Annotated in this window: 22 protein-coding genes; 13 read left to right on the top strand and 9 right to left on the bottom strand. The window is 61.9% G+C overall.

Translation table 11 applies throughout. The features are described from left to right. Positions 1-53: 53 nt before the first annotated feature. Genes KIT79_07950 through hemC form a run of 5 tightly spaced genes read right to left on the bottom strand, consistent with a single transcriptional unit; the run spans position 54 to position 5,280 of the window. Positions 54-491 (bottom strand): VOC family protein, encoded by a 438-nt coding sequence (locus KIT79_07950; GenBank protein MCW5829235.1) that lies wholly within the window; start codon positions 489-491, stop codon positions 54-56. A gap of 8 nt (positions 492-499) precedes the next feature. Beyond that, positions 500-1,894: a 16S rRNA (cytosine(967)-C(5))-methyltransferase RsmB gene (rsmB, locus tag KIT79_07945; GenBank protein MCW5829234.1), complete on the bottom strand. Its 1,395-nt coding sequence runs from the start codon at positions 1,892-1,894 to the stop codon at positions 500-502. Next, positions 1,891-2,826: a methionyl-tRNA formyltransferase gene (fmt, locus tag KIT79_07940; GenBank protein MCW5829233.1), complete on the bottom strand. Its 936-nt coding sequence runs from the start codon at positions 2,824-2,826 to the stop codon at positions 1,891-1,893. The genes rsmB and fmt overlap by 4 nt, the downstream gene beginning before the upstream one ends. Beyond that, the gene (cobA, locus tag KIT79_07935) at positions 2,826-4,361 is read right to left on the bottom strand and encodes a uroporphyrinogen-III C-methyltransferase (GenBank protein MCW5829232.1); all 1,536 of its coding nucleotides are present in this window, start codon (positions 4,359-4,361) and stop codon (positions 2,826-2,828) included. Before cobA ends, fmt begins: the two co-directional genes overlap by 1 nt. Further along, a complete protein-coding gene (gene hemC, locus KIT79_07930; protein MCW5829231.1) occupies positions 4,351-5,280 on the bottom strand; it encodes a hydroxymethylbilane synthase in 930 nt (309 codons plus the stop codon). The genes cobA and hemC overlap by 11 nt, the downstream gene beginning before the upstream one ends. A gap of 271 nt (positions 5,281-5,551) precedes the next feature. On the opposite strand from hemC, the gene KIT79_07925 reads away from it, so the two are divergent. Beyond that, positions 5,552-6,937: a HAMP domain-containing histidine kinase gene (locus tag KIT79_07925; protein ID MCW5829230.1), complete on the top strand. Its 1,386-nt coding sequence runs from the start codon at positions 5,552-5,554 to the stop codon at positions 6,935-6,937. Positions 6,938-7,051: 114 nt separating this feature from the next. After that, positions 7,052-8,257 carry an acyl-CoA dehydrogenase family protein gene (locus KIT79_07920; protein ID MCW5829229.1) on the top strand — a complete coding sequence of 402 codons (1,206 nt, stop codon included), beginning with the start codon at positions 7,052-7,054 and terminating at the stop codon, positions 8,255-8,257. Here KIT79_07920 and KIT79_07915 read toward each other — a convergent pair. Both KIT79_07915 and KIT79_07910 read right to left on the bottom strand, forming a co-directional pair. Next, on the bottom strand, positions 8,254-8,763 hold the full coding sequence (locus KIT79_07915; protein MCW5829228.1) for a hypothetical protein: 510 nt from the start codon (positions 8,761-8,763) through the stop codon (positions 8,254-8,256). The two genes, KIT79_07920 and KIT79_07915, sit on opposite strands and share 4 nt — an antisense overlap. A gap of 107 nt (positions 8,764-8,870) precedes the next feature. Then, complete coding sequence (locus tag KIT79_07910) at positions 8,871-9,635, bottom strand: SDR family oxidoreductase (GenBank protein ID MCW5829227.1); 765 nt, start codon at positions 9,633-9,635, stop codon at positions 8,871-8,873. 101 nt (positions 9,636-9,736) lie between these two features. On the opposite strand from KIT79_07910, the gene KIT79_07905 reads away from it, so the two are divergent. The 8 genes from KIT79_07905 to KIT79_07870 all read left to right on the top strand — a co-directional run bounded on the left by KIT79_07905 (position 9,737) and on the right by KIT79_07870 (position 16,547). Then, positions 9,737-10,738, top strand: coding sequence for an MBL fold metallo-hydrolase (locus tag KIT79_07905; protein ID MCW5829226.1), 1,002 nt, complete (start codon positions 9,737-9,739; stop codon positions 10,736-10,738). A gap of 30 nt (positions 10,739-10,768) precedes the next feature. Then, positions 10,769-11,575 (top strand): enoyl-CoA hydratase/isomerase family protein, encoded by an 807-nt coding sequence (locus KIT79_07900; GenBank protein ID MCW5829225.1) that lies wholly within the window; start codon positions 10,769-10,771, stop codon positions 11,573-11,575. A gap of 86 nt (positions 11,576-11,661) precedes the next feature. Then, complete coding sequence (locus KIT79_07895) at positions 11,662-12,807, top strand: acyl-CoA dehydrogenase family protein (GenBank protein MCW5829224.1); 1,146 nt, start codon at positions 11,662-11,664, stop codon at positions 12,805-12,807. 4 nt (positions 12,808-12,811) lie between these two features. Continuing rightward, complete coding sequence (locus KIT79_07890) at positions 12,812-13,303, top strand: hypothetical protein (protein MCW5829223.1); 492 nt, start codon at positions 12,812-12,814, stop codon at positions 13,301-13,303. Between the two features lie 133 nt (positions 13,304-13,436). Continuing rightward, positions 13,437-13,832 carry a hypothetical protein gene (locus KIT79_07885; protein MCW5829222.1) on the top strand — a complete coding sequence of 132 codons (396 nt, stop codon included), beginning with the start codon at positions 13,437-13,439 and terminating at the stop codon, positions 13,830-13,832. A 60-nt stretch (positions 13,833-13,892) separates the two neighbouring features. Further along, entirely contained in the window at positions 13,893-14,282 is a 390-nt protein-coding gene (locus KIT79_07880; GenBank protein MCW5829221.1) for a hypothetical protein, read from the top strand. A gap of 31 nt (positions 14,283-14,313) precedes the next feature. Beyond that, the gene (locus KIT79_07875; protein MCW5829220.1) at positions 14,314-14,730 is read left to right on the top strand and encodes a hypothetical protein; all 417 of its coding nucleotides are present in this window, start codon (positions 14,314-14,316) and stop codon (positions 14,728-14,730) included. Positions 14,731-14,924: 194 nt separating this feature from the next. After that, on the top strand, positions 14,925-16,547 hold the full coding sequence (locus KIT79_07870) for a response regulator (GenBank protein ID MCW5829219.1): 1,623 nt from the start codon (positions 14,925-14,927) through the stop codon (positions 16,545-16,547). 57 nt (positions 16,548-16,604) lie between these two features. On the opposite strand, the gene KIT79_07865 is transcribed toward KIT79_07870, so the two are convergent. After that, positions 16,605-17,297, bottom strand: a complete 693-nt coding sequence (locus KIT79_07865) for a threonylcarbamoyl-AMP synthase (GenBank protein MCW5829218.1) — start codon at positions 17,295-17,297, stop codon at positions 16,605-16,607. A gap of 291 nt (positions 17,298-17,588) precedes the next feature. On the opposite strand from KIT79_07865, the gene KIT79_07860 reads away from it, so the two are divergent. The 3 genes from KIT79_07860 (at position 17,589) to KIT79_07850 (ending at position 21,124) form a co-directional block, all read left to right on the top strand. Next, entirely contained in the window at positions 17,589-19,055 is a 1,467-nt protein-coding gene (locus KIT79_07860; protein ID MCW5829217.1) for a HEAT repeat domain-containing protein, read from the top strand. A gap of 85 nt (positions 19,056-19,140) precedes the next feature. After that, a complete protein-coding gene (locus KIT79_07855; GenBank protein ID MCW5829216.1) occupies positions 19,141-19,881 on the top strand; it encodes a cytochrome c biogenesis protein CcdA in 741 nt (246 codons plus the stop codon). 55 nt (positions 19,882-19,936) lie between these two features. Next, a complete protein-coding gene (locus KIT79_07850) occupies positions 19,937-21,124 on the top strand; it encodes a DsbA family protein (GenBank protein MCW5829215.1) in 1,188 nt (395 codons plus the stop codon). A 75-nt stretch (positions 21,125-21,199) separates the two neighbouring features. On the opposite strand, the gene hpnR is transcribed toward KIT79_07850, so the two are convergent. Continuing rightward, a complete protein-coding gene (gene hpnR / locus KIT79_07845; GenBank protein MCW5829214.1) occupies positions 21,200-22,705 on the bottom strand; it encodes a hopanoid C-3 methylase HpnR in 1,506 nt (501 codons plus the stop codon). Positions 22,706-22,715: the final 10 nt, after the last annotated feature.

Raw genomic sequence — 22,715 nt, 5'->3', positions numbered from 1 at the left:
ATAGCCGGTCCTGCGGGAAAAACTCAAAAGGATAATGCCGGGGCCCTGCCAGCCTATTCCATCACCTGCTCGGCCGAATACTCGACGATCCGGCCATCCGGATCGCGGACGAGGCAGATGTAGCCGACGATCCGGTCGTAGTAACGGGGACCATAGAACACGTCATGGCCCGCATCGCGCAGACGTTTGGCCATTTCGTCCACGGCCGCCCGCGAGGTGAGCTCGAACCCCAGATGCTCAAGTCCTTCCAGACGGAAATCGGGCCCCTCGAACTTCTCCGGCTGGATGGCGACGATGGTGAAGTGCGGCTGTTCCTGCCGCAGCCAGGTCACGGCGGTGCCGGTGTCCTGGTCCACACGCGTATGGACCGAACGCAGTGGAGTGAACTCCTCGTAGAACCGGATCGTGGCCTTGAGATCGCGCACCCGGATCGCCGTGTGCGTCAGGGTGGGGCGCAAGGGGATGCTCGGTGTCAGGTCATTTTCAGCCATGGCCAACGCTAGTCCTTTCCCAGGACTGCCGCAAAGAAACCGTCGGTACGGTGGTCCCACGGGGTCATCCGGAAGTGGCCCTCCCGTGTGGAGATTCTGGCGGCGGTTTCGGCCGCAAGCCCGGCAGCCGCACGCGTGACCGGAACAGGGCGTGCATCCGCATGTGCAGCGAGAAATGCGCCGGTAACGCCGGTCGTTTCTTCCGGTTCGACCGTGCAGACCGAGTAGACAAGCCGCCCGCCCGGCTTCAGGAGGTTCCATCCCTGTTCAAGGATTTTCCGTTGCGTGGCGGCATAGAGCGGCAGGTCTTCCTCGCGCCGGGTCCAGCGGGCATCGGGGTTTCTGTGCAGCGTGCCCATAGCCGAGCAGGGCGGGTCCACGAGTACCCGGTCGAATGACTGCGGGGCGAGTCCGGGCACCGGTGCTGAGACATCTGCCTGCATGGTCCTGATGCCGGGTATGGCGAGCGACCGGGCCAGTGTGTCGATCCGTTTCAGCCGGGGTGCCGAACGGTCCACGGCGGTAATCTCCGCCTTGCCTCCGGAAAGGAGCGCAAGGCCCAGCGTCTTGCCGCCGGGCGCGGCGCACAGATCCAGGATTTTCTCTCCCGGTTTGGGGTCCACCAGAAGGGGGACCATCTGGCTCGCCTCGTCCTGAATGAAGGCAAAGCCGCCGCCAGTGATCTGGTCGGTGATGGCGCGCGCCCCGTTGAGCTCGATCCCGGCTGGTGAAAATGCACACGCAGCAGGTTCGGTTCCTACCACGCGAAGACGGTCGAGCAGGCCCTCACGGGTGATTTTCAGGGTATTGATCCGGAGAAATACCGGTGGCGTCTGGTTCAGGGCCTCTGCTGCCCGCACGGCAGCCTCTGGACCCAGCCGGTGCCATAACCGACGCACATACCAGAGGGGCAGGCTCGCCGTGCGGGCCAGTGTTTCCGGCGAACTGGTGTCCGAATACCGGAGATCGCCCTTTTCGACCCGGCGGGCGGCTTCCCGCAGGACGCCGTTGGCGAAGTTGCGAAGATGCTGTTCGGGAATCAGCGCGACCGTTTCGGCCACGGCGGCGTGGTGGGGAACCCGGCTGAGGTACATGAGCTGGAACAGTCCGATGCGCGCCGCTTCCAGTAGCCGCCTGTCCAGAGTGTCAATCGGCCGGGAAGAAAGCCCGGCCAGCACTGGATCAATCTGCCCCCGCCACCGGAGCGTTCCATAGGCGATGGTGGTGGCGAGCCCCCGGTCCTCGGGCCGTTCGATCTGCCGGAGGCGGGCATCCAGGGCAGCATCCAGATGAGCGCCGCGTCCCACCTCAAGCAGGGTTTCGAGCGCGGCTTGCCGGGGAGACAGGCGTGACGGCTTCAGGTTCGTTGAATGCTGCCCCCGGGGGCGCGCCGGTGGTTTCATCTGCCGAACCGGGCGCCGGGTTTGAGGCGCAGCCCCCGGACGAAATCGTGTGCGCCCAGCGGTTTTTTCCCTTCCCGCTGGAGTTCGAGGATTTCCACGGCTCCCTCGCCACTGGCCACGACAAGAGGTTCGTAGCTGATGATCGTGCCGGCGGCTCCGGATCCCGGCACCGCCTGCGCCCGGTGAATCTTGATCCGTTCCTGTTCCAGCGTGGTTTGTGCCGAGGGCCACGGGTTCAGCGCCCGGATCTGGTCCACGATGCGTCTGGCCGGATGGGACCAGTCGATCTGCCCCGAGGCCCGGTCCAGCTTGGGCGCATGGGTGGAGAGGGAATCGTCCTGCTTCCGGGGCGTCAACCTGCCTTGCCGGGCAAGATCAAGCGCGGCGATGAGGGCCTCCGCTCCCAGTGGGGCCAGCCTGTCGTGGAGTTCACCGGCTGTCTCGTCCGGCCCAATGGGGCAGGTCCGGGTGAGCAGGATATCTCCCGTATCCAGTCCCTCATCCATCTGCATGATGGTGACACCGGTTTCGCCCATGCCCTCCAGAATCGCTCCCTGTATCGGCGATGCACCACGGAGCCTGGGGAGCAGAGAGGCGTGAATATTCCAGAAACCACGCCGGGGTATAGCAAGAAGCGTCTTGGGGATGATCTGTCCGAAGGCGGTGACGACCGCCAGTTCCGGCCAGTCCTTTTCCGCCTCGGCCTGGAACCTGGAGATTGCCTCGGGTGCCCGGACCCGTTCCGGCTGGAATACGGGCAGGGCATGGGCGAGCGCGAACTGCTTCACTTCCGGGGCCTTCAGTTCTTCCCTGCGGCCCGCCGGACGGTCTGGTTGCGTGACGACCAGTGACACCTTTTCGCCGTGTTCCAGCAGCGCCTGGAGCGGCGGGACAGCGAAACCGGGTGTTCCGAAATACCAGATGGAGGGCATCAGCGGCGAGCGTAGTATTGCCCGATAGCCTTGAGAAATGACGGGATGTGAAAGTCCGGCGGCTCGATATCGACACGGAATCCCGCCTTGCGGGCGGTCTCGGCGGTGATCGGGCCGATGGTGGCAATTTTCACCGGTGGCGGCAGCTTTCGGGCCGCGGGTTCGCCAATGAGCCTGATGAAGTTTGTCACCGTGGAAGAGCTGGTGAATGTCACCAGGTCGATGGCGCCGGACAGGAGTTCGGCGGCCAGTTCCTCGCCGCCGGCAGCCGGCTGAACCGTGCGGTATACCGGTACGACGTTCACGTCCGCGCCCATCTGCCTCAACGCATCGGGAAGCACCTCGCGGGCCTCGGCTGCGCGAAAGACCGAGATGCGCCGGCCTTTGACATCCTGGGTCTCGAAGAACTTCACCACGCCCTCGGCGACGAATTCGCCCGGCACGGCGTCCACCTTGAGTCCGGCGGCTTCGCAGGCGGCGGCCGTCGCTGGCCCAATGGCCACCACACGGGGGCCCTTGAGCGCACGGATGTCATGACCGGTTGCCCGGAGCCGTTCGACGGTTTTCTCGGCACCGTTGGCGCTGGTGAACACCAGCCAGGTGTCGCGCTCGATGGATTTCACGGCATTATCGAAGGGCCCCCAGCTTTCGGGATCGGCGATTTCGATGGCCGGGGTCTCGCGCACGTCGGCGCCCAGTTCCCTGAGGCCGCGGGCGAATTCGCTGGCCTGCTTGCGGGCACGGGTGACGAGCACGCGCTTGCCGAACAGGGGGCGGGTTTCAAACCAGTTCAGCTTGTCGCGGAGGGCGACCACTTCGCCGACGATGAATACGGCGGGGGCCTCGATGCCCGCCTCCCTTGCCTTCAGTTCGATGTCGTTCAGCGTGCCGGTGACGCTTCGCTGGCGGTTCCAGGTGCCCCACTGCACAAGTGCCGCCGGGGTATGTGGCGCACGGCCGTGACGGATGAGCTGTTCGACGTTGCTGGCAAGCTGCTTGACGCCCATCAGGATGACGAGCGTGGAATCCGGTGCGGCGAGTTTTTCCCACGGCAGCAGGGAGCCTTCCTTGCCTTCCTTTTCGTTTCCGGTGGCGAAAGTGACCGTGGCCGTGAAATCCCGGTGAGTGAGGGGAATCCCGGCATAGGTCGGAGCGGCGATGGCGCTGGTGATGCCCGGAACGAACTCGAACGGAATCCCGGCGGCGGCAAGTTCTTCCGCCTCCTCGCCGCCGCGTCCGAAGACCAGCGGGTCGCCGCCCTTGAGCCGCACGACCTTCTGGCCGGCCCTGGCCGCCTCGACGATCAGCCGGTTGATCTCGTCCTGCTGGATATAGTCGGTGCCGCCTTTTTTCCCGACGAAAACGGTCCGGACTCCGGGCCGGACATGCGTGAGCAGTTCGGGATTGGCGAGATAGTCATAAAAGACGATATCGGCCTCGCCGAGCAGCCTTCTGCCCTTGAGCGTCAGGAGTTCCGGATCCCCCGGCCCCGCGCCGACGAGATATACGATTCCGGTTATGCCGTCAGTTCCCATGCCGGTCCTGGATATCCTTCAAGAGCTGCCTGCCGCCGTTCCCGATCAGCCATTCGGCTGTTTCGGTACCGAGATGGACAGGGTCTGTTCCGGTCGCATCATGCCGGAGGAAGCAGCTTCCGTCGATAGACGAGACGAACGCCGTGAGCAAAAGACCACCGGCGGCCTGCCGGGCATGGGCTCCCATCGGCAGCCAGCAGGAGCCTCCCATCCCGGCAAGCAGGGCCCGTTCACAACGGGCGGCCTTGGAGGCCTCGCTGTCGTTCAGCGGACCGAGCAGATGGCGCGTCTCCATGTCTTCGAGGCGGGCTTCGATGGCAAGAATTCCCTGACCGACGGCCGGAATCATGGTTTCCGTACTGACGAGCTCGCCGATCTGGCCGTCGAGGCCGAGCCGCTTCAGCCCGGCCGCTGCCAGTATGATCGCGTCGTATTCGCCATCGTCCAGCTTGCGAAGCCGGGTATCAACATTTCCCCGAAGCGGGGAAATCCTGAGGTCAGGGCGCGCCCGCTTGAGCTGAACCTGCCGCCGGAGGCTCGATGTCCCCACATGTGCCCCTTCAGGAAGTTCCGCGAGATTTTTCCGGCCCCGGACGCAAAGGGCATCGCGTGGATCCTCGCGCGGGAGAAACGTGACCAGACCCAGCCCCGGCGGAAGTTCGGCTGGCACGTCCTTGAGCGAATGGATGGCGAGATCAATGCGGCCGGAGAGCAGGGCATCCTCGATCTCTTTCACGAACAGGCCTTTTCCACCGATCTCCGCCAGTGGACGATCCAGAACCCGGTCTCCGGTGGTTTTGATCGTTTCCAGTTCAATTTCGATTCCAGGATGCTTTTGACGCAAAAGGTCAGCCAGATGGTTCGCCTGCCACAGCGCTAGCTTCGATCCCCGGGTGCCTATTCTGACGTTGGATTTCACGGGGTTTTCGCTCCCAAAAGCGGCCTTCCAGCCGGCCTCGCGGAATCAAACGTATCAGAAATCACGGATTTTATTGGGGAAATGAAGTTCAATTAACACGGCCTTAAGAGGGGGTTCAGGTGAATCTGTCATCTTGGTATCACCTAGTTCCCTCCCCTTCCCCGACCCGGCTCTGGTTCATCATGAACCAGGGCCGGGTTCTTTTCTTGCCCGGCAGTTTTATGCGATGCAACGGGTAATTGTCGAGACGCCGGGATAGGGTTTCCGTTCCATGTCTGTGCTTCGCCGGATACGCGATTTTTTCGCACGCTCCATCCACTGGAGCAATGCGGACAAGTGTCTCTTCGCCGCTGGTATCTGCGGCGTCATCACGGCCGGTAATCTGAACTATCTTTACCAGGTCGAGGCTGACCCCGGACTGTTGCCGTTCGTGAACCGGGATGTTCTGCCGGTTTTCATCCGCACGGTGAAGGGACTCATCGCAGGGTGGGCCGTCATTGCCGCTATCGCGCTGGCCGTACGCAAGACGCGGCCGGAACTGTTCCTGCTCGTCTATGTGACAGTCATCTACTACGCGCTGGCCAACACGGTGGGGGCGTGGTTCTTCGGCCCGGACGACAATCTCGCCTGGGTCCAGCTGATCGGCGGGGTGATTCTCGCCTTCCTCTACTTCGAGCCGAGGCCTGTAATTGCGGGGACCGGTGCGGGGCTCCTGATGATTACGGCTGCAACGGTTTCCATGACCGCGGGTTGGATGCCTTACGCACCCCTGATGGAAAGCCCGCCTGTAGTGGACGGACGCCTGTCGGCTTTATGGGAACAGCAGCGGCTCGCCCTGGGGCTTTTCCTGGCGATGCTCATCGTAGGGTTGACCTCGGCACTGTTCGCACGTCTCCGGTCCAGTGAACGGGCGCTCGCATCGGCCTATGACGACCTTTCCAAGGCTCATGCCGAACTGAAGTCCACACAGGACCAGCTCGTCCGGTCCGAAGCTCTCGCGTCCCTCGGCTCGCTGGTTCACGGCGCCGCCCATGAACTCCGGAATCCGCTGGGGTCCAGCTTCTCTATCCTCCAGATGTTGAAGGAAGACATCGGGCAGTCGCCCTCGCTGGCAGCGGCCGAAAAGTCGGCCGCCTTGCAGGCACTGTCCATGTCGTTCCGGGGGCAGGAGCGTGCATCGCTCATCGTGAACCGGATGTACGAACTGTCAGATGAACTGGCGGCTGTCGAGGACCGGGCCGCTTTGGCGACGGTTATGGGTGTAGTGCAGGGAGCCTTCCCGCAGCTCCAGATCGAAGGGTTGAAGCCGCTGTCGGGGCTTCTGGTGCCACAGCGGTACCTGACGAAAATCCTCCTTGCCGTTGTGGACAATGCGGCACGGTCAGGGAGTTCCATCCCGCCGTCACTCCGCCTCGAACGGATTGGTGGCGATCTCATCTGCACGGTTTCCGACCGTGGCAGGGGCATATCTGCCGACCTGCTTCCACATGTGTTCAAGCCGTTTACAACCGGAGAAAAATCAGGTGAGGGGCACAGCGTGGGGCTCGGCCTGTACATCACCCACGTCATGCTGTCGCGTATCGGCGGCAGCATTGATATCAGGAGCACGGCGGGCGAGGGGACCATAGCTACTATCCGGATTCCGATTGCGGACTGATCTTCGTGGCCGGATCATTCCGGTTTCCCTTCCCTTTTCCGGCTGTATCCATTCAAACTGGCGCCGCCGGCGGCCTGGCGATACCGGGCCTGCTGCGGCAGGGAGGCAAAACAGATGGATTTCACCATGTCCAAGCGCGCTGAGGATCTCTCCGCCACGGTCCGAAGGTTCATTGACGAGGTGGTGATCCCGTATGAAGGGCGGGAGGATTCGGACCATCTGCCCGACGAGCTGATTTCCGAGATGCGGCAGAAGGCCCGCGACTGGGGCATCTACACGCCGCACCTGCCAGTGGAACTGGGCGGGCAGGGATTGTCACATGTGGAAACGGCCGCCGTGTTCATGGCGGCAGGACGCTCGCTCCTCGGACCCGTGGCCCTGAACTGCGCGGCGCCGGACGAGGGCAACATGCATCTGCTCTGGAAGACGGCGAATGACGAGCAGAAGGGCAGGTATCTCCGGCCGCTGGTCGAGGGGAAGTTCCGTTCCTGTTTCGGCATGACCGAACCGGCACAGGGTGTCGGTGCCGATGCCAGCATGGTGAAGTCCACCGCCGTCCGGGACGGCGACGAATGGGTACTGAACGGCCACAAGTGGTTCACGACGGGCGCCATGGGCGCGGGTTTCTGCATCTTTGCGGCGGTGACCAATCCGAAGGTGAAGGCACATGAGGGGGTTTCGCTTTTCCTGGTGCCGATGAACACGCCCGGCTTTACCGTCAAGCGCATGGTGCCGGTACTCGGTACCCACGGGCCGGGCGGGCACTGCGAGATGGTGATCGAGAATGTCCGCGTGCCGCAGTCGGCGATGCTGGGCAAGGAGGGAGAGGGCTTCAAGCTGATGCAGGTGCGGCTGGGGCCGGCACGGCTTACCCACTGCATGCGCTGGATCGGTGCCGCGGAACGGGCCCTCGACCTGATGGCTCACCGTGCTCTCGAACGCGAGGCGTTCAAGGTGAAGCTCGCGGACCACCAGAATACCCAGTGGTCGGTGGCCGATTCGGTGATGGATCTCCACACGGCGAAACTTGTTACGCTGCATGCCGCCTGGCTGCTGGACCAGGGGAGCGAGGCCCGCGAAGAGACGTCGATGGCGAAGCTGTACGCGTCCGAGGCGGTCAACCGCGTTTTTGATCGCGCCGTCCAGGTGATGGGAGGGCTCGGCTATTCCGGAGATACGCCGGTGGAGCGGTTCTTCCGCGAGGGCAGGGCCTTCCGCATCTATGACGGCCCCTCGGAAGTGCACCGGATGGTGATCGCCCGGAACTTTTTCAGGCAGATCGCCAGGAATCCGCCGAAGGTGAACTGGGTCCGGTTCTAGTCGTCCCGTTCTCCACGCGGCTGGCCGGCGGGCGCGCTGGCCGGTGCCGTGTAGGCTCCTGCCGCACCGTGCCGGTATACCAGCTCGCCGCCCTCGTGGCCGGTGGCCAGAGCCATGCCAGCAGCCGCAACCAGCACGGCGGTGGTTCCCGCCATGATGTACCGCCCGGTCTTTTCATTCGACCGCATCGCCACGATGGCTCCCAGGCTGCCGATAGTCCCCAGTGCCGATATCAGCATGAACAGCTTGGCTGTCTCTTCATGGGATTCGATAAGTTCTTCCGCGACGATCGCCTCCACCTTGTGCTCCTCGTCCTCGCCGGTATTCATGGAGAGCCCACCTCCAGCCAGCAGGATGAGCTGGAGGAGCAAAATCAGGTACCAGGTCCTCGGTTCGAACTTCTTGAGCCAGATGCCCGCCAGTGCTGCGCCGGCGACGACCGGGAGCGCAAGGGCGATGCCGATGGGAATGTGGACAATGGCAGGATGCAAAGGGAGTTCGGTCATAAAAACACCTCAGGAAAGCATACACGCACGCATTCTGGATAATAGGGTCTGCCTAGCAGGAGTTTTATGACAACCGACAGGTTGGGCAGAAATGAGCGGTCTGGCCGTCACAACCCCTTTACCAGCCCCCCGTCAATGGTGATGAGGCTGCCCGTCAGGTAGCCCGCCCGCTCGGAGGCGAGGAAAGCCACGACGTTGGCGAATTCCTCAGGAGTACCGAAGCGCCCGGCGGGCACGTCGCGGAGGGTCTGGGCTTCGTAGGCCTCCCGCGTCATGCCGGTTTGCCCGGCCATCATGGATATGAACCCCCGGAGACGGTCGGTGAGGATGTACCCGGGGCAGACACAGTTGACGGTAATGCCGTCAGCGGCGGTTTCGTGGGCGAGGGTCTTGGAAAAGCCATGCATCGCAGCGCGGGCGGTATTCGAATAGTACATGCTCGGGATCGGCTGCCGGCCGCCGAATGAGGTGATGGAGAGCACCCGCCCCCATTTCCGTTTCCGCATGGGGCCGATGGCCGCGTGGATCAGCCGGATATTGCCAAGCAGGTTCCGCTGCAGGGCAACCCGGTACCCGTCATCATCGGTTTCGCTGAATGGAAGGGCCGAAGGTCCGCCCGCATTGTTGATAAGGATATCGACTGCTCCGAATTTTTCGGCTGTGAACCTGACCAGACGGTCTGCAGTAGCAGGATCGCCCATGTCGCCCGCGAAATAGGCGATGTCGGCCCCCGTGCGTCCGTGGATCTCCCCGGCCACGCGGTCCAGATCCGGCGCCGTGCGGGCGCTGATGACGAGCCTCGCACCTTCCCTGGCAAGGGCTTCGGCGCAGGCCCGGCCGAGCCCCTTGCTGGCGCCGGTCACAATCGCCACTTTTCGGCTAATCCCAAGTTCCATGCGGAAAAGCGTATCTTGCCAGTGGCATGCAAAAAAGGTCTTGGCGGGAAAGTCCAGTTGGGGTATTCGGGGAGCCGATGCCGGCGGATATCCAGTGTATCCATCATGGGGAGGGGAATGCGGGGCCATTCGAGGTCTGGAGGCTCCGCATTGGCCCGGATACCAATGTCCATCTTGTCCGCGGGAAGGACGGCGAAGGCGCGCTCGTGGACGCCGGGCCTGAAGGGGATGAGACGGCCGCCGCAATACTGGCGCTGCTCAAGGCGGCCTCTGTGGCGCCGGAAGCCCTGCATAAGCTGGTGATCACGCATGGACATCCGCAGCATGCGGGGGGCATTGGCGTGCTGAAGGCCCGGTTCCCGGAACTTGCCGTTTATACAAGCCGGTACGATGCGAAATGGCTGCCTTCCGTGCAGAAGGCGGTGGATAGCGAGATTCGCCAGCTCCGGTCGCAACTGCTCAGGTGGGGAGTCCCCGGCGGTGGCAAGGGAGGAGTCGACGAAGCACTGGATGACTACCGTCGCCGCCGTACGATGGCTGATCTGCCCGGACCGGCAGTTCACGCGGTCAATGGCGGTGACGTGCTGGACCTTGCGGGTGTTCCGTTCCGTGTGGAAGAGGCGCCGGGACACCATCCCGGTGCGATCGTGCTCGTTCACGACGATGGTGGCGAGGTATTCGCCGGAGACAATGTAGGCGTGGACGTATTCCCGGCTCCGCTGCTGGCTGCAAGTGCGAACGGCTCCCATGTGGCCGCCGGCCCGCAACTGGTGGACGGTCTGGAGCGGCTCAAGGAGTTCGGTCCAAAGGTGGTATTCCCCGGCCATGGTGGGACCATATCGAACCCGGACGGGGCACTGGACGAGGAAATCCATCATTTTCGCGGCAGTGCCCAGCGCCTCATGTCCCGGCTGATCGACGAGGAACTGACCCCGTGGGAAATCGCGGGGAAACCGGGACCGGACCGGCTGATTTCCTCCCTGGCAGTGGCGTTCTGCTATGTTGACCTTCTGCTCCGCGAAGCCGCCATCGACTGCAGGATGGTCAAGGGCGTGGACCGGTACTACGTTCCGATGTAACTGAAGACTTTGGAAGGATGTTCAGAACTTATGCCTCCCCTTGCACAGGCAGCCGATGATGCGGTGGTTTACGAGACAGACGGGCCGGTGGCTACAATCCGGCTGAACCGGCCCGCGCAGCTGAACCCGCTCGGACCGGCGCAGTTCCCGCCGATCCTGGAAGGTATCCGCAAGGCCACGGATGACCCGGCCATCCGGGTGCTCGTGGTGACTGGCGCGGGAAAAGCGTTTTCAGCGGGCGGCGACGTCAAGACCATGGAGGCGCGGCTTTCGCAGCCTGTCCCCGGACGATGGAACTACCTCACGGAGATCAGCGGGGTCGCCTCCAGCCTCACTGCCTGCCCGAAGCCCGTGGTCGCGGTGATCCGGGGAGCATGCGTCGGAGCCGGCCTCAGCATCGCCGCCGCCTGCGACATCCGGCTTGCCAGCACGACCGCAAAATTCGGGGCGGTGTTTACGAAGATCGGCCTTGCATCGGACCTGGGTCTTTCGTTTCTTCTTCCGAAACTTGTCGGCCATGCGAAGGCGCTGGAGATGTACTATACCGGCGAGCTGGTCATGGCAGAGGAGGCGAAGGCGATTGGTCTTGTGAACCGCCTTGTCCCCGATGAGAAGCTCGACGAGGAAGCGGCCTCTTTTGTAGAAAAGCTCGCTTCGGGTCCAACCGGTTCCCTGTCGATGGTGAAGCGGCAGGTCTACCTCGCGCTGGAAAGCTCCATGCGGGCCGTTCTGGAACTGGAAGCCGCCCACCAGACAATCGCCACCTACGGCGAGGACGCCCGTGAGGGGATCCGCGCCATCAACGAAAAGCGTCCTCCCGGATTCAAGGGCAAGTAGGCTGTTTCCTGCCGGCCGGAATCGCTCCGGTTCTCCTCTTGATTTGGCCGTTGTACCGGTCAATTAACCGGCCGCGAGGAATTTTCATGCACTACGAACTGTCCGACGACATGCAGATGCTCCGCGACACGACCCGAAAGTTTGTTCAGAAGGAGCTCATGCCGCACACGATGCGGATCGAGGAAACCAGGAGTATTCCCCCGGAACTGATCCAGCGGCTTCGCGAACTGGGATATTTCGGTATTATGGTTCCCGAGGAGTTCGGCGGACAGAATCTGGGAACACTCGCCTACATGCTGATCCAGGAGCAGTTCGCCTTCGCCCATAACTGTTTCAACCTGCTGATTTCCGGCAGCAACGGGATAGGCGGAATGGGGGTGGTCTATGAAGGATCGGACTACCTGAAGAAGAAGTACCTGCCACGGCTGGCGAGTGGCGAGGTGATCGCGGCCTTTGCCATCACCGAGCCAGCGGCGGGAAGCGACGCCGCCGCCATCGAGACACTTGCGGTTAAGGACGGCAAGCACTGGGTTCTGAATGGCCGCAAGCACTTCATCACCCGTGCCGATATCGCCGGATTTTTCACCATCATCGCGCTGACTGACCGTAACAAGCGCGCCAAGGGCGGCATTACGGCCTTCGCCATCGAACGCGACACGCCGGGAATGAGCATCACGCGCCACATGGCGAGCATGGGTTCGGATGTGGTGCGCCAGTGCGAGATCGTGTTCGAGAACTGCCGGGTGCCTGAGGAAAACGTCATCGGCCAGGTGGGCGGCGGTTTCCGGCTCGGCCTCAGGGTGCTGGCTGCCGGCCGCCTCTCCATCGCGGCCAGGTCGCTTGGGGCCATGCAGCGGGCGCAGGAACTGACCGTGGCCTACGCGAAACAGCGCATCCAGTTCGGCGAGCCGATCGCCACGAAGCAGGCCGTCCAGTTCATGCTGGCTGACAACGAGGTGGATATCGCCACGCTCCGGGAGTTCCTCTACGCCACGGCCTGGCGGAAGGATCAGGGCCAGAACGTCGATACGGAAGCCTCGATGTGCAAGCTTTACGGCACGGAGGCGCTCTGGCGCGTCGTGGACCGGTGCGTCCAGATTCATGGTGGCATGGGCTACATGAAGGAATGCGAGATCGAGCACATTTTCCGCGAAGCCCGCGGTCTTCGCATCTATGAAGGGACCAGCGAGATCCAGCGTCATATTATCGCCAAGTCCCTGCTGAAGGACTGAACTGTTGGGCAGATTCTGGAAGGTAGCGCCGGTTTTCCTGATGCTGGCCACCGCCTGTGGCGGTGACGGGCGCGGCTTGCAGCGGGCCGGAACCTGTTCGGCGCCGCTGGCAACAGTTCCCATCTGCGTTGAAGTGGATGTGGCAGTCGATGCCGTGGAAACCGTTGCGGGGACAGAAGCGCTCCGGCAGGCGGCGGCGGGAGAAGTATGTGTGGAAACCGGCGAGGCTTACGATTCCGAAACCGGTTCCCTGTCGGTGGAACTGTTGGACTGTCCGGAACTTCTGGCGGCAAATGGCCGGATCGGCCGGTGCCAGGTTCCCGAGCGGCGGGACCAGACATTCATTTATGAAGGGCAGGGCATCCATTTCGACTTCGTGGCTTCGGTGTCGGTGTACTGGGACGGCACGGGAACCCTGGAAGACGCCCAGGATGGTGCCCGAAGCATATGCCAGGCGGCGCCTCTCAAGGGCATGTGGTCAGCGGAAACACCATGAGAATGGTTCCGGCGGGGGTTTCCCTCGGCTTTGATGCTCGCCTAGACTTCCATCATTCGGGCGGCAGTGCCACGCCAGGTTAGTGGAACGCTTGACCGGGCCATATGTTCGGTCCGGATACGGGGATGGCTGAATGCAATACGTGGTGACAGGACTGGTCTTGTGTGCGGTTCTGGCGGGATGCGGAGGCGGGGCCTCCCTGTCGGCGACGACGGCCTGCGAGAACGGCTTCATTTGCGAACAGTGGGAATATGATCTGCGAGGCTTGGATCTTCCGCCGGGGTTCAACCTGGGACTGGAGATCGAGTCGGTTGACGACGCCTGCCGTGACGGCGGCGGTACGGCCCTGGAAAGCTGCCCTGATGAAGGGGTTATTGCCTCCTGCGAGCAGTCCGGCGATGGCATCACCGAAACCCGCTTCTACTCGGACCCCGGACTTACAGACGAACAGATTTGTGACATTCAGGCGGATTGCGAATCCAAGGATGGTTCATTCGATGGTCCTTCGGATTTGTCCTGTGACCCCTGACCGGATACGGACACCGGCGGGGAGTCACGCTTGAGGCAACTGACAGGGAAAAAACGGGCGATGGACCTGCTGGCAGTCTGTTTTGCCGTGGGATTCCTGCCACTGGCCGGGTGTGGCAGGTCGGTGCCCCCCGTCGGGCTTATCGGGTGCAGTTGCATCCAGCAGTCGGAAGGGCTTTGTGACGGTATTGATTCGGCTGTGGGACTTCGCAAGGAGCTTACGCAGGCCTGCATGGCGGTAGTCGGTCCGGAATGCACTGCGGCTGGTGGGCTTTTCAATCCCCTGTTCGGGTGCCCCGGTGAAGACCGTTATGCCACCTGCGTCGAACCGCCGGACAGTGCAGGGCTGGCGGGAATGCGCGTCTGGATGTCCGGTCAATGGGATTCGGCCGGCGACCCGGAAATAATCAGCGATTGTAACGGCCGTGACGGCGTATTGGAGTTTCACTGAATGCATCGGAGAGTGGGGTAGCGGATCCGGCATGAACAGGTGTATTCAATGGGTTCCGGTAGCGATGGCTCTGATGGCGGCGACCGGCTGCAACCGGGCCGACACCAGTTTTGCACTGGCAGGAAGCTGCCTGGACAGTGTCACTGGCCGCTGTATTGAGTACCGGGTGCTTCCGGCCCTGCAGGACGGCCAGCGGACGGCCGCCCATGACCGTTTGGAAGCAGAGTGCGCCACCTTTGGCGGGACCTATTTGATGGATGAGCTGTGTACCGGCCGGGCAGAGGCCCAGGCCGCCTGCATTATCCCGGAGGACCGGAGATTCGGTGGCGTTGATTTCGCGCTGACCCGTGTCCTGCTGTTTCTGGGGTCCTACGAATCAGCTGACAGCTTCTCCTCGGAAACGGACCAGTGCGAAGAGGATGGCGGAGAGTTCGAGATTTCCAACTGATTCTTTCCGGCCCGTACCGCTCTGAATCGGATTGCCGGCACAACCGGGGCGCTGCAAAAGTTGGCGGATCCTGTTTTGTTGCGGCGGGCACCGCCGAAGTTTGACTCGATTTTCAGTGCACCCGTATACTGTTCGCAACCGAACTGAATGCTGCGTGCCTTGCGGGCGCGTGGGTGCGAGGGAACCGGGCCAGGGTGGGCGACTCCACGAAAAAATTGCTTGTCGTCGAGGATGACAAGCTGGTGCGAAGTTTCATATCGGAAGGGCTGCAGGACCTGCCGCTCAGGATCGTTTTTGCCACAAACGGACTGGAAGGGCTCAAGTTTTTTGAGACGGACCGGCCGGACCTGATCCTGTCGGATGTGCTGCTGCCGAAAATGACGGGCTTCGAGCTTTGCCAGGCGATCCGCAAGCAGGCCGATGGTTTGAAGCTGCCGATCATCCTGATGAGCGCGGTGTACAAATCCTCCCAGGTCCAGAACGAGGCCCGGCAGAAATACGGCGCCAATGATTTTCTGACCAAGCCGCTCAACCTGGGGCTGCTGCGGGACCGTATCCTTTTCCACGCAGGAGAGGTTGACTCCGGGGTGGATGATGAAGGGGAAGAGGCCGGAGGCGCGGGATTACAGTCAGAGGCTGCGGGGGGTGGGTATCAGGGAACCTTCGCCGAAACACCGTTCGCCGAAGTGATCGGTTCGATTGTTACCGAAAAGCGCACCGGAACGCTGACAGCCATCAAGGCGAAGGTCAGGAAAACATTTGGTTTCGTCCATGGTGCCCTGACCGGTATCCAGTCGAACCTGCTCAGTGAGGTGCTGGGACGGCTGCTGGTCGCCGAGGGAAAGATCACCCAGACCCAGTGCGACGACACGCGGCTCATTTCCAAGCAGCGGAAGAAGCGCCACGGCGACGTGCTGGTGGAACTGGGGCTTCTGACCGCCGATGAGCTCCAGGCGGCCCTGAACCGGCAGCATGCGGAGAAGTTCGAGAACTGCTTTTCATGGGCGGCCGGCGAATACAGTTTCGTTCCGGAGAAGCCGAAGGGACCTGCGCCTGCGGGCAGCACACCGCTACAGCATTCGTTCAAGGAGGCTGTTGTCCGGCGCATGGCGTTCGACTCGATCAAGAAACGGATGGTGCCTTACGCAAACCAGGTGGTGAGCTGGGCGGATTTTGACAGCGATCTCGCCGGCTTTGTGCTGGAGTATGACGAAGCAGAACTGCTCCGGCTGGTGGATGGGCGCAGGACGCTCCGGAATGTTCTGGAAGTGGCCCCCCGGCCGGAACAGATGCTGCGTCTTGCATACGGGTTCATGGTCCTGGGGTATATGGAGTTCAAGGCGCTTCCGGACCCGGACTCCGAACGGCTGAGCGAACGCGTAAGCAGTGAAATGCTGCCGGTCCGTCCTGCAGACGACCGGGGGATGGCGCCCGACATTCCCGGTGTGATTGTCGCCAGCCATTCGGTCCCGCCGCCCGCTGTTCCGTCGGATACGCTGGATGTCCCGGCCGCACAGCGGGTTCCTGGCAAGCTGTCCGAGCTGCCGTTCTTCGAGCGGATCGCCGAGAAGTTCAAGACGCTGGACTCGGACGACTATTTCCAGGTGCTTGGAGTCACCCGGAATGCAGGCCGGGAAGAAGTGCGGACGGCGTACGTGGAACTGGCGCGGATATTCCACCCGGCCAAACTCAGCCATGATATTGACCAGGCGGAGCGGGCCAAGGTGGCGGCGATTTACCTCCAGATCACCAAGGCGTACGAGACGCTTTACGACGACGATGACCGGGAAGACTATCTGAAGTCCCTGAACGGGTAGCAGGAAACCGCAGGACCGGGATTGCCGGAAATATCCGGTGTTAGGCTGGACGCGGCGTCAGGCCAGTGCGCGCAGCGAAATGTCGCCGGCGCCGTTTTCGATCCAGCCACCGGAATCCGACCAGTAGCTTTTCCCCTTGCCTGCACGCAGCAGGGTCGGCTCGTCGCCGATCAGGGAGACAACCGTGGACGCCTCGCCGCCCAGCGGTCCCATGTCCAGGATCAGGTCCACATCATTGCCGTACTGGGCTTCGATTTCGTCCGGATCGGCCAGCATTCGCCGCTGCCCGTTGGCGAGCCCTTCGGTGCGGTCATCAACTGACGACGAGACGATCGGCGCATCGCACAGCTTGACCAGTTCCCTTGAGCACTTGCAGTCCGGCACCCGGATGCCGACCGTTTTCTGCCTGGAAAGGAGCAGCTTGGGGACTTCCCGGGACGCTTCCAGAATGAACGTATAGGGTCCGGGGAGATAGTGCTTGAGCAGGCGGAATGTAGGCTTTGAAACCGTCGCGTATTCGGAAAGATGTGACAGGTCCGCGCAGACGAATGAGAGCGGTTTGCCCGGTTTCAGCTTCTTGATCCGGTGGATGCGTTCGATGGCCTTTCGTGAATGGACGTTGCACCCAAGCCCGTACACCGTATCGGTGGGGTAGATGATGACGCCGTCGTTTCGAAGGATCTCGACGGCCCGTTCCAGAAAGCGCCGTTGCGGGTTTACCGGATGAATTTCCAGCCGAACTGCAGGCATGACATGACCTCCCTTGGTCTGGGTAAACTGGAGTCTGGGTTGTGAAGGAAGAACCCCCGCTGGCGCGCCGCCAGGCAGAGGCAACAAGCTTGGTCCGTTAAGAAATGCTTTCGCACTTTTCCCCGGTCAGATTTAAACCGTTACAAGTTGGCAACCAGTCCTGAACCTTCTACTAAAATACCAAACCTGCTTGCAGGGACGCAAGCGAAAACGGGAACTGGCAGGGGTCGTGGACCTGGAACGCCACGAAGGTTTTGAATTGATGCGTTTGCCGCATCAAGCGAGGTCCATATGCTTCATCCGGTTTCATGGGCAGCAGTCATACTTCTGGTGGTTCTCGGTGCATCTCCAGCAGCCGCCCAGATTTACCGGTCGCCGAGCGAGCGCCAGCAGGCTGATCTCAGGGATGCGCTGAAGACGCTCGAAACGGTCGGTCAGTCCAAGGAACACGACGAGTCCGAAATCCAGAGGCGGCGGATGGAAGAGGCGGTTGCACGCTTCGAGCGTGCAGGCCCGGACGCCATATCGCTCCTGCGCGAGGCACTCCAGCAGGGCCATCATAACCCGGCATACCTGATCGTCATTGCCTCCCTGCTCGTGCTGGCCGAAGGCCCCTCAGGTGTCGAACTCTCCCGGCGTGCCCTCGAACCCGTGGGGGCGACCCTGCACCCGGATCTGTTTGTCAGATGGCTGCATATCTGTCTGCGTCTGGAGGGGCAGGACACTGCTGCCATCATGAACCGCCTGCTCGATATCCCTCCGATGGATATCGAACTGGCCGAACTGGAAGGCAAGGTTCACAGCCCTGCGCTGATGGCATTTTTGCTCGCTTCGGCGGGGGAGGCTGGCCTGAAACGGACTCTTGAGATCATCCGGAAACCATCTCTGGTGAACGACGTCCGGTGGCGCAGCCTCATGGCGCTCATGGACCACTATCCTTGGGTTCCCGTCGCCCGCGAACTCGAAAAGACCATCCCCTCGCTCAAGGGGGACCGGCGGCGGACGGCGGTCTGGGCGCTCGGAAAAATGGATGACGAGCGATCGGTTCCCTTCCTGACACGGATGTATGACCAGGAAACCGACCGTGCCGTCCGCCGGGAAATCGTCTTCGTGCTGGGTGAAATGGCACACCCGCTGGCTATGTCTGCGCTTACGAAGGCGCTTGGTGACAGCGACCAGGAAATCCGTTCCACTGCCGTGGCCTCGATCTACGCCATGCAAATGCCTGAGAGTGGCCAGATACTTGCCGAACGGTTTCTGGAGGAGAAATCGGCGCTGGTACGGCCCGATTATGTGAAGGGGCTGCTCCGGCTGAAGCCGAAGGGCTACCGCGAGCTGCTCATTCAGGCAAAGCGCAAGTGGCCTTCTTTCGCGTATTTCATAGATTCGGTTCTGACGGAAGACATGGAAAGTACGCTGGCCGAATGGCCGGAGGTCTACCCGGCGCTTACCGGGCAGGTTCTGGATCCCGTTTCATGGCAGCAGCTGGTTCGTGAGCTTCAGGAGTCGGACGGGCTCACCCTGTCTGCAAACCGGAAGACGATCGTGCTGTCGGCTGCTCTGGACGATGTGGCTATTCTCGAGGATGTCCTGCCCCGTCTCACGTCCAACCTGACGCTCGACCACTACCGGGCATTCGAAACCTACCAGGAGGTCCACCGCCTGATCCGGCGCAAGTGGCGCAAGGATCCCCGGCCGACCTTCCGGGGCAAGCCAGTTTGGTATGGTTCCCCGGCTTCGGCTGGACAAGACAGATGAAAATACGTTGAGAATCGGGAGTTTAGCTATCTCGTCCATTGTCCGGACGTATCCTGGCCGGTAGGCTGTCTGCGTTGTGGATGCCATCCAGCATGTGACCATCTTTGCCGCCTTTCTGGCGGGGGTGGTGAGTTTTCTGTCTCCTTGTGTGCTTCCGATCGTTCCCGGCTACCTGTCGTTTATTTCCGGTGTGTCCATGGACGATCTGCGAGGCACAGCCGGGCACGAGAACGCCCTGGCCGAAGGAGCCGGGCAGCGGGTGGCCCTGGCCAGCCTGTTCTTTGTACTCGGGTTTTCAACAATTTTTGTCCTGCTGGGGGCGACCGCCAGTGCCATCGGCTCTGTGCTGTTCCAGAACCAGCCGTGGCTGGGGCGAGCCGGCGGGGTGGTGGTGATCGTCTTTGCCCTGCACATGATGGGTGTTATCAAGATTCCGCTGCTGTACCGGGAGGCGCGTATTCACACGACGCACCGGCCGGCCAGCCTTGCCGGGGCCTATCTGCTGGGGCTGGCGTTCGCCTTTGGCTGGACGCCCTGCATTGGGCCGGTGCTGGCGGCAATCCTGCTGATGGCGGAACGGCAGGAGACATTGTCGCAGGGTGTGGGCCTGCTGGTCATCTACTCGGCCGGCTTGGGAATACCGTTTCTCATGTCCGGGCTTCTGATCCGGCCGGCCCTCAAGGCGATGAGCCGTGCCAAGCTTCACATGCGCAAGGTGGAGATAGTCTCCGGCTGCATCCTTTTGCTGGTGGGTATGCTATTGGTGACCGACAATCTGACAGTTCTGGCTGGATACCTGTCTTTCCTGAACAGTTGGCAGTTATAGGCTTGTAAATGCGCCTGCCGGGGACCGGTGGGTGCCAGAGAGGTATGTTTCGACCATGTTGAAGTTACGAGGGGTCCTCGGTTGTCTCGCATCTGCGGCCGTCCTGTCGTCCGCCGGATGTACGCAGTCTGCCAGCGAAAAGAAGGAAGATACCGCCAGCCGGGCCCGTCCGTCTGCAGCGGCCGCGAAACCGGTGGCCCGGGAGGCGGTGGCTCCGGGAGAAGGCGGCGTATTCAGCGTGCTTCGTCCCGCAGCAGCCAACGCCCAGGAGCCGGGCAAGGATTCTTCATGGACAGAGAATGCGCCGGTAAATGTTCCGGCCGAAGTGATCGGCAAGATGGTAACCGCCCTGGAGGACCGGATCTCCCGGCCCGGAATCACCATCCAGATCCAGAATTTCCGCAGGTCGTCGGCAAAAGGTGTTCTTGTGGGCGAGGCGGTGCTCGGCGCCCGTGGGCAGACGATCACCAAGCCGGTTTACGCCTCGGAAGACGGACGCTGGGTGACCATCGGAGGAATGTACAAGCTGGACCAGGTGAGCAAGTCGGAGATGCCGGGGTTCAAGATCCTGTCGTTCCGGGCGCTGACCCCGGATGAAGACGAGGAAGAAGGCGGCCGCGAGCTGATGGTGACCGATGACGGACAGTTCGCCACCTTCGGAGTCTGGACCGACACACAGTCCGATCCCAGGGCCGAGCGGATGAAGATGGTCACTCTGGAGGGTGCATCGAAGCAGGGCGCGAAAAACGGGAAGGTGGTGATCGTCGAGTTCTCGGACTTCCAGTGTCCGTTCTGCGACCGTGCCGCCAAGACCATGCGGCAGGAGGTTTATCCTGCCTACAAGGACAAGGTGACATTCTACTTCAAGCACCTGCCCCTGCCGTTTCACAAGTGGGCCGATGAAGCCTCGATTGCATCGCTGTGCGTGCAGCGTGACGCCGGCGACGAAAAGTTCTGGAAGCTGTACAACTATTACTTCGACAACCAGAAGTCGCTCAGTGAGGGAAATCTCAAGGACAAGACCTACAATTTCGTGAAGACTCTCGGCATCAACGAGCAGAAGTTCAAGAAGTGCTTTGAGAACCGGGAGACTCAGAAGCAGCTCGATCAGGACATGGCGGAGGCAAGCGCCCTCGGCATCACTGGCACTCCGGGGTTCCTCGTGAATGGCAAGAAGCTGTCCGGGGCGCAGCCTTTCTCCGCCTTCAAGGCGGAAATCGACGCGATTCTGGCTTCCCGGTAGCCAAACCCCGGTTGTGGCATGAAAAGCAGGGGCCAGCCGCAAGGGCTGGCCCTGTGCACATGCACTGCCTGAACTTCAGGCCGGCACTTCGATCTGCTTGGCGGCATCCGGCTGAAGGATGTAGAGCTGGTCCCGGCTCGGCCGCTGGCCTTCCGGCAGCACCTTGGGCAGCCGCATTTCATACTTGACGGGCCTGCGGTGGTCGGAGAGCTGCCGCTCGGGATTGTAGACACTGTTAAACTTCCACAGCATCTTGACGAAATTCGTCTGCCCGCTTGCGAGGTGCTTGGCGGCAATGATGGCCGTATCCTTGAGGGCCCGCCAGCCCAGATGCTTCATGTTCAGTATCTGCTGGGTTTTCACCAGTTCCCCATAGAACTTCTCCAGCGGCATCTTGGTCGGGAGCACCGCGTGCTGGATATCGAACAGCCGGTAGTCGCGGCTGGCGAACTGGCGGGAGTCGGTCACGAATGTCTCGGTTCCGGGATAGGGCGTATTGACGCTGACATTGACGATTTCGGGGATCGACAAGGCCCACTCGCGGATGACCTCGAACCGTTTTTCGTCCCAGTCCGGGTCGGCGATGATGTTCACGGCGACCATGATGCCGAGCGAGCGGGCGAATTCGAGCGCCTCGAAGTTTCGCGTGATGTTGATCCGCTTCCGGAACTGCTTGAGCCCGTCGGCGTCGATCGCCTCGAGCCCCAGGAACATGTACTGGAGGCCCAGGGTCTTCCAGTAATGGAACACGTCCTTGTTGCGGAGCAGCACGTCGCCCCGGGTTTCCAGATAGAACTGCTTCTTGATACCGCGCTTTTCGATTTCCTTGCCGATGGCATAGCCGTGTTCGGGCTGGATAAAAGCGACATCGTCCACGATGAAGATGCCAGGTTCCTTCAGGCGCTGCAGCTCGTCGGCGATGCTCTCCGGGGTCCGGCGGCGGTAGGTCCGGCCATAGAATGTCCAGGCGCTGCAGAACGAGCAGTCCCACGGGCAGCCACGGGTGAACTCGATGGAAGCGGCCGGGTCGAGCACTCCGATGAAATACTTGCGCCGCTTTTGAAGAAGGTCGTGCGCCGGGACGACCTTGTCCAGATCCTCGATGATTCTCGGGGGTGGTCCCTCGCCTTCGCTGGTCACGACGCCGGGCAGGGTGTGAAGCTTCTTCCGGTCATTCGCGGCAGCGAGCAGCAGAAGGGGGATGATCTCCTCGCCTTCGCCCTTCACCACGCAGTCGATTGCCCCGGCGGCATGTTCAAGGATCTCCTCGGCGGTGAACGACGCCGAATGCCCGCCAATGAAGAAGAAGATCTCCGGAAACTTTTCCCGTGTGGCCTTGGCCAGATCGATGATTTCCGGAATGTTCGCCAGGTAGTTGACGCCGAAACAGACGGCATCGGGGCGGAAGTCATCCAGCGTCTTGAAATAGTCCTTGTGGGTTTCGGCCTGCAGGTCCATGAGCCGGACGTCGTGACCGGCCTGCCGGGCAGCGGCCGCCGCCAGTTCGACGCCGAGCGGTTCGAGCCGCAGATAGATCTCGGTGTACATCAGGCCGCTCGGATGGCAACAAAGAACCTTCATCTGGAATCGT

The organism is Deltaproteobacteria bacterium (genome assembly GCA_026129095.1).
GTDB lineage: Bacteria > JAGRBM01 > JAGRBM01 > JAGRBM01 > JAHCIT01 > JAHCIT01.
The sequence above is the reverse complement of the archived record's forward strand: the minus strand, read 5'-3'. Positions and strand labels throughout refer to the sequence as shown.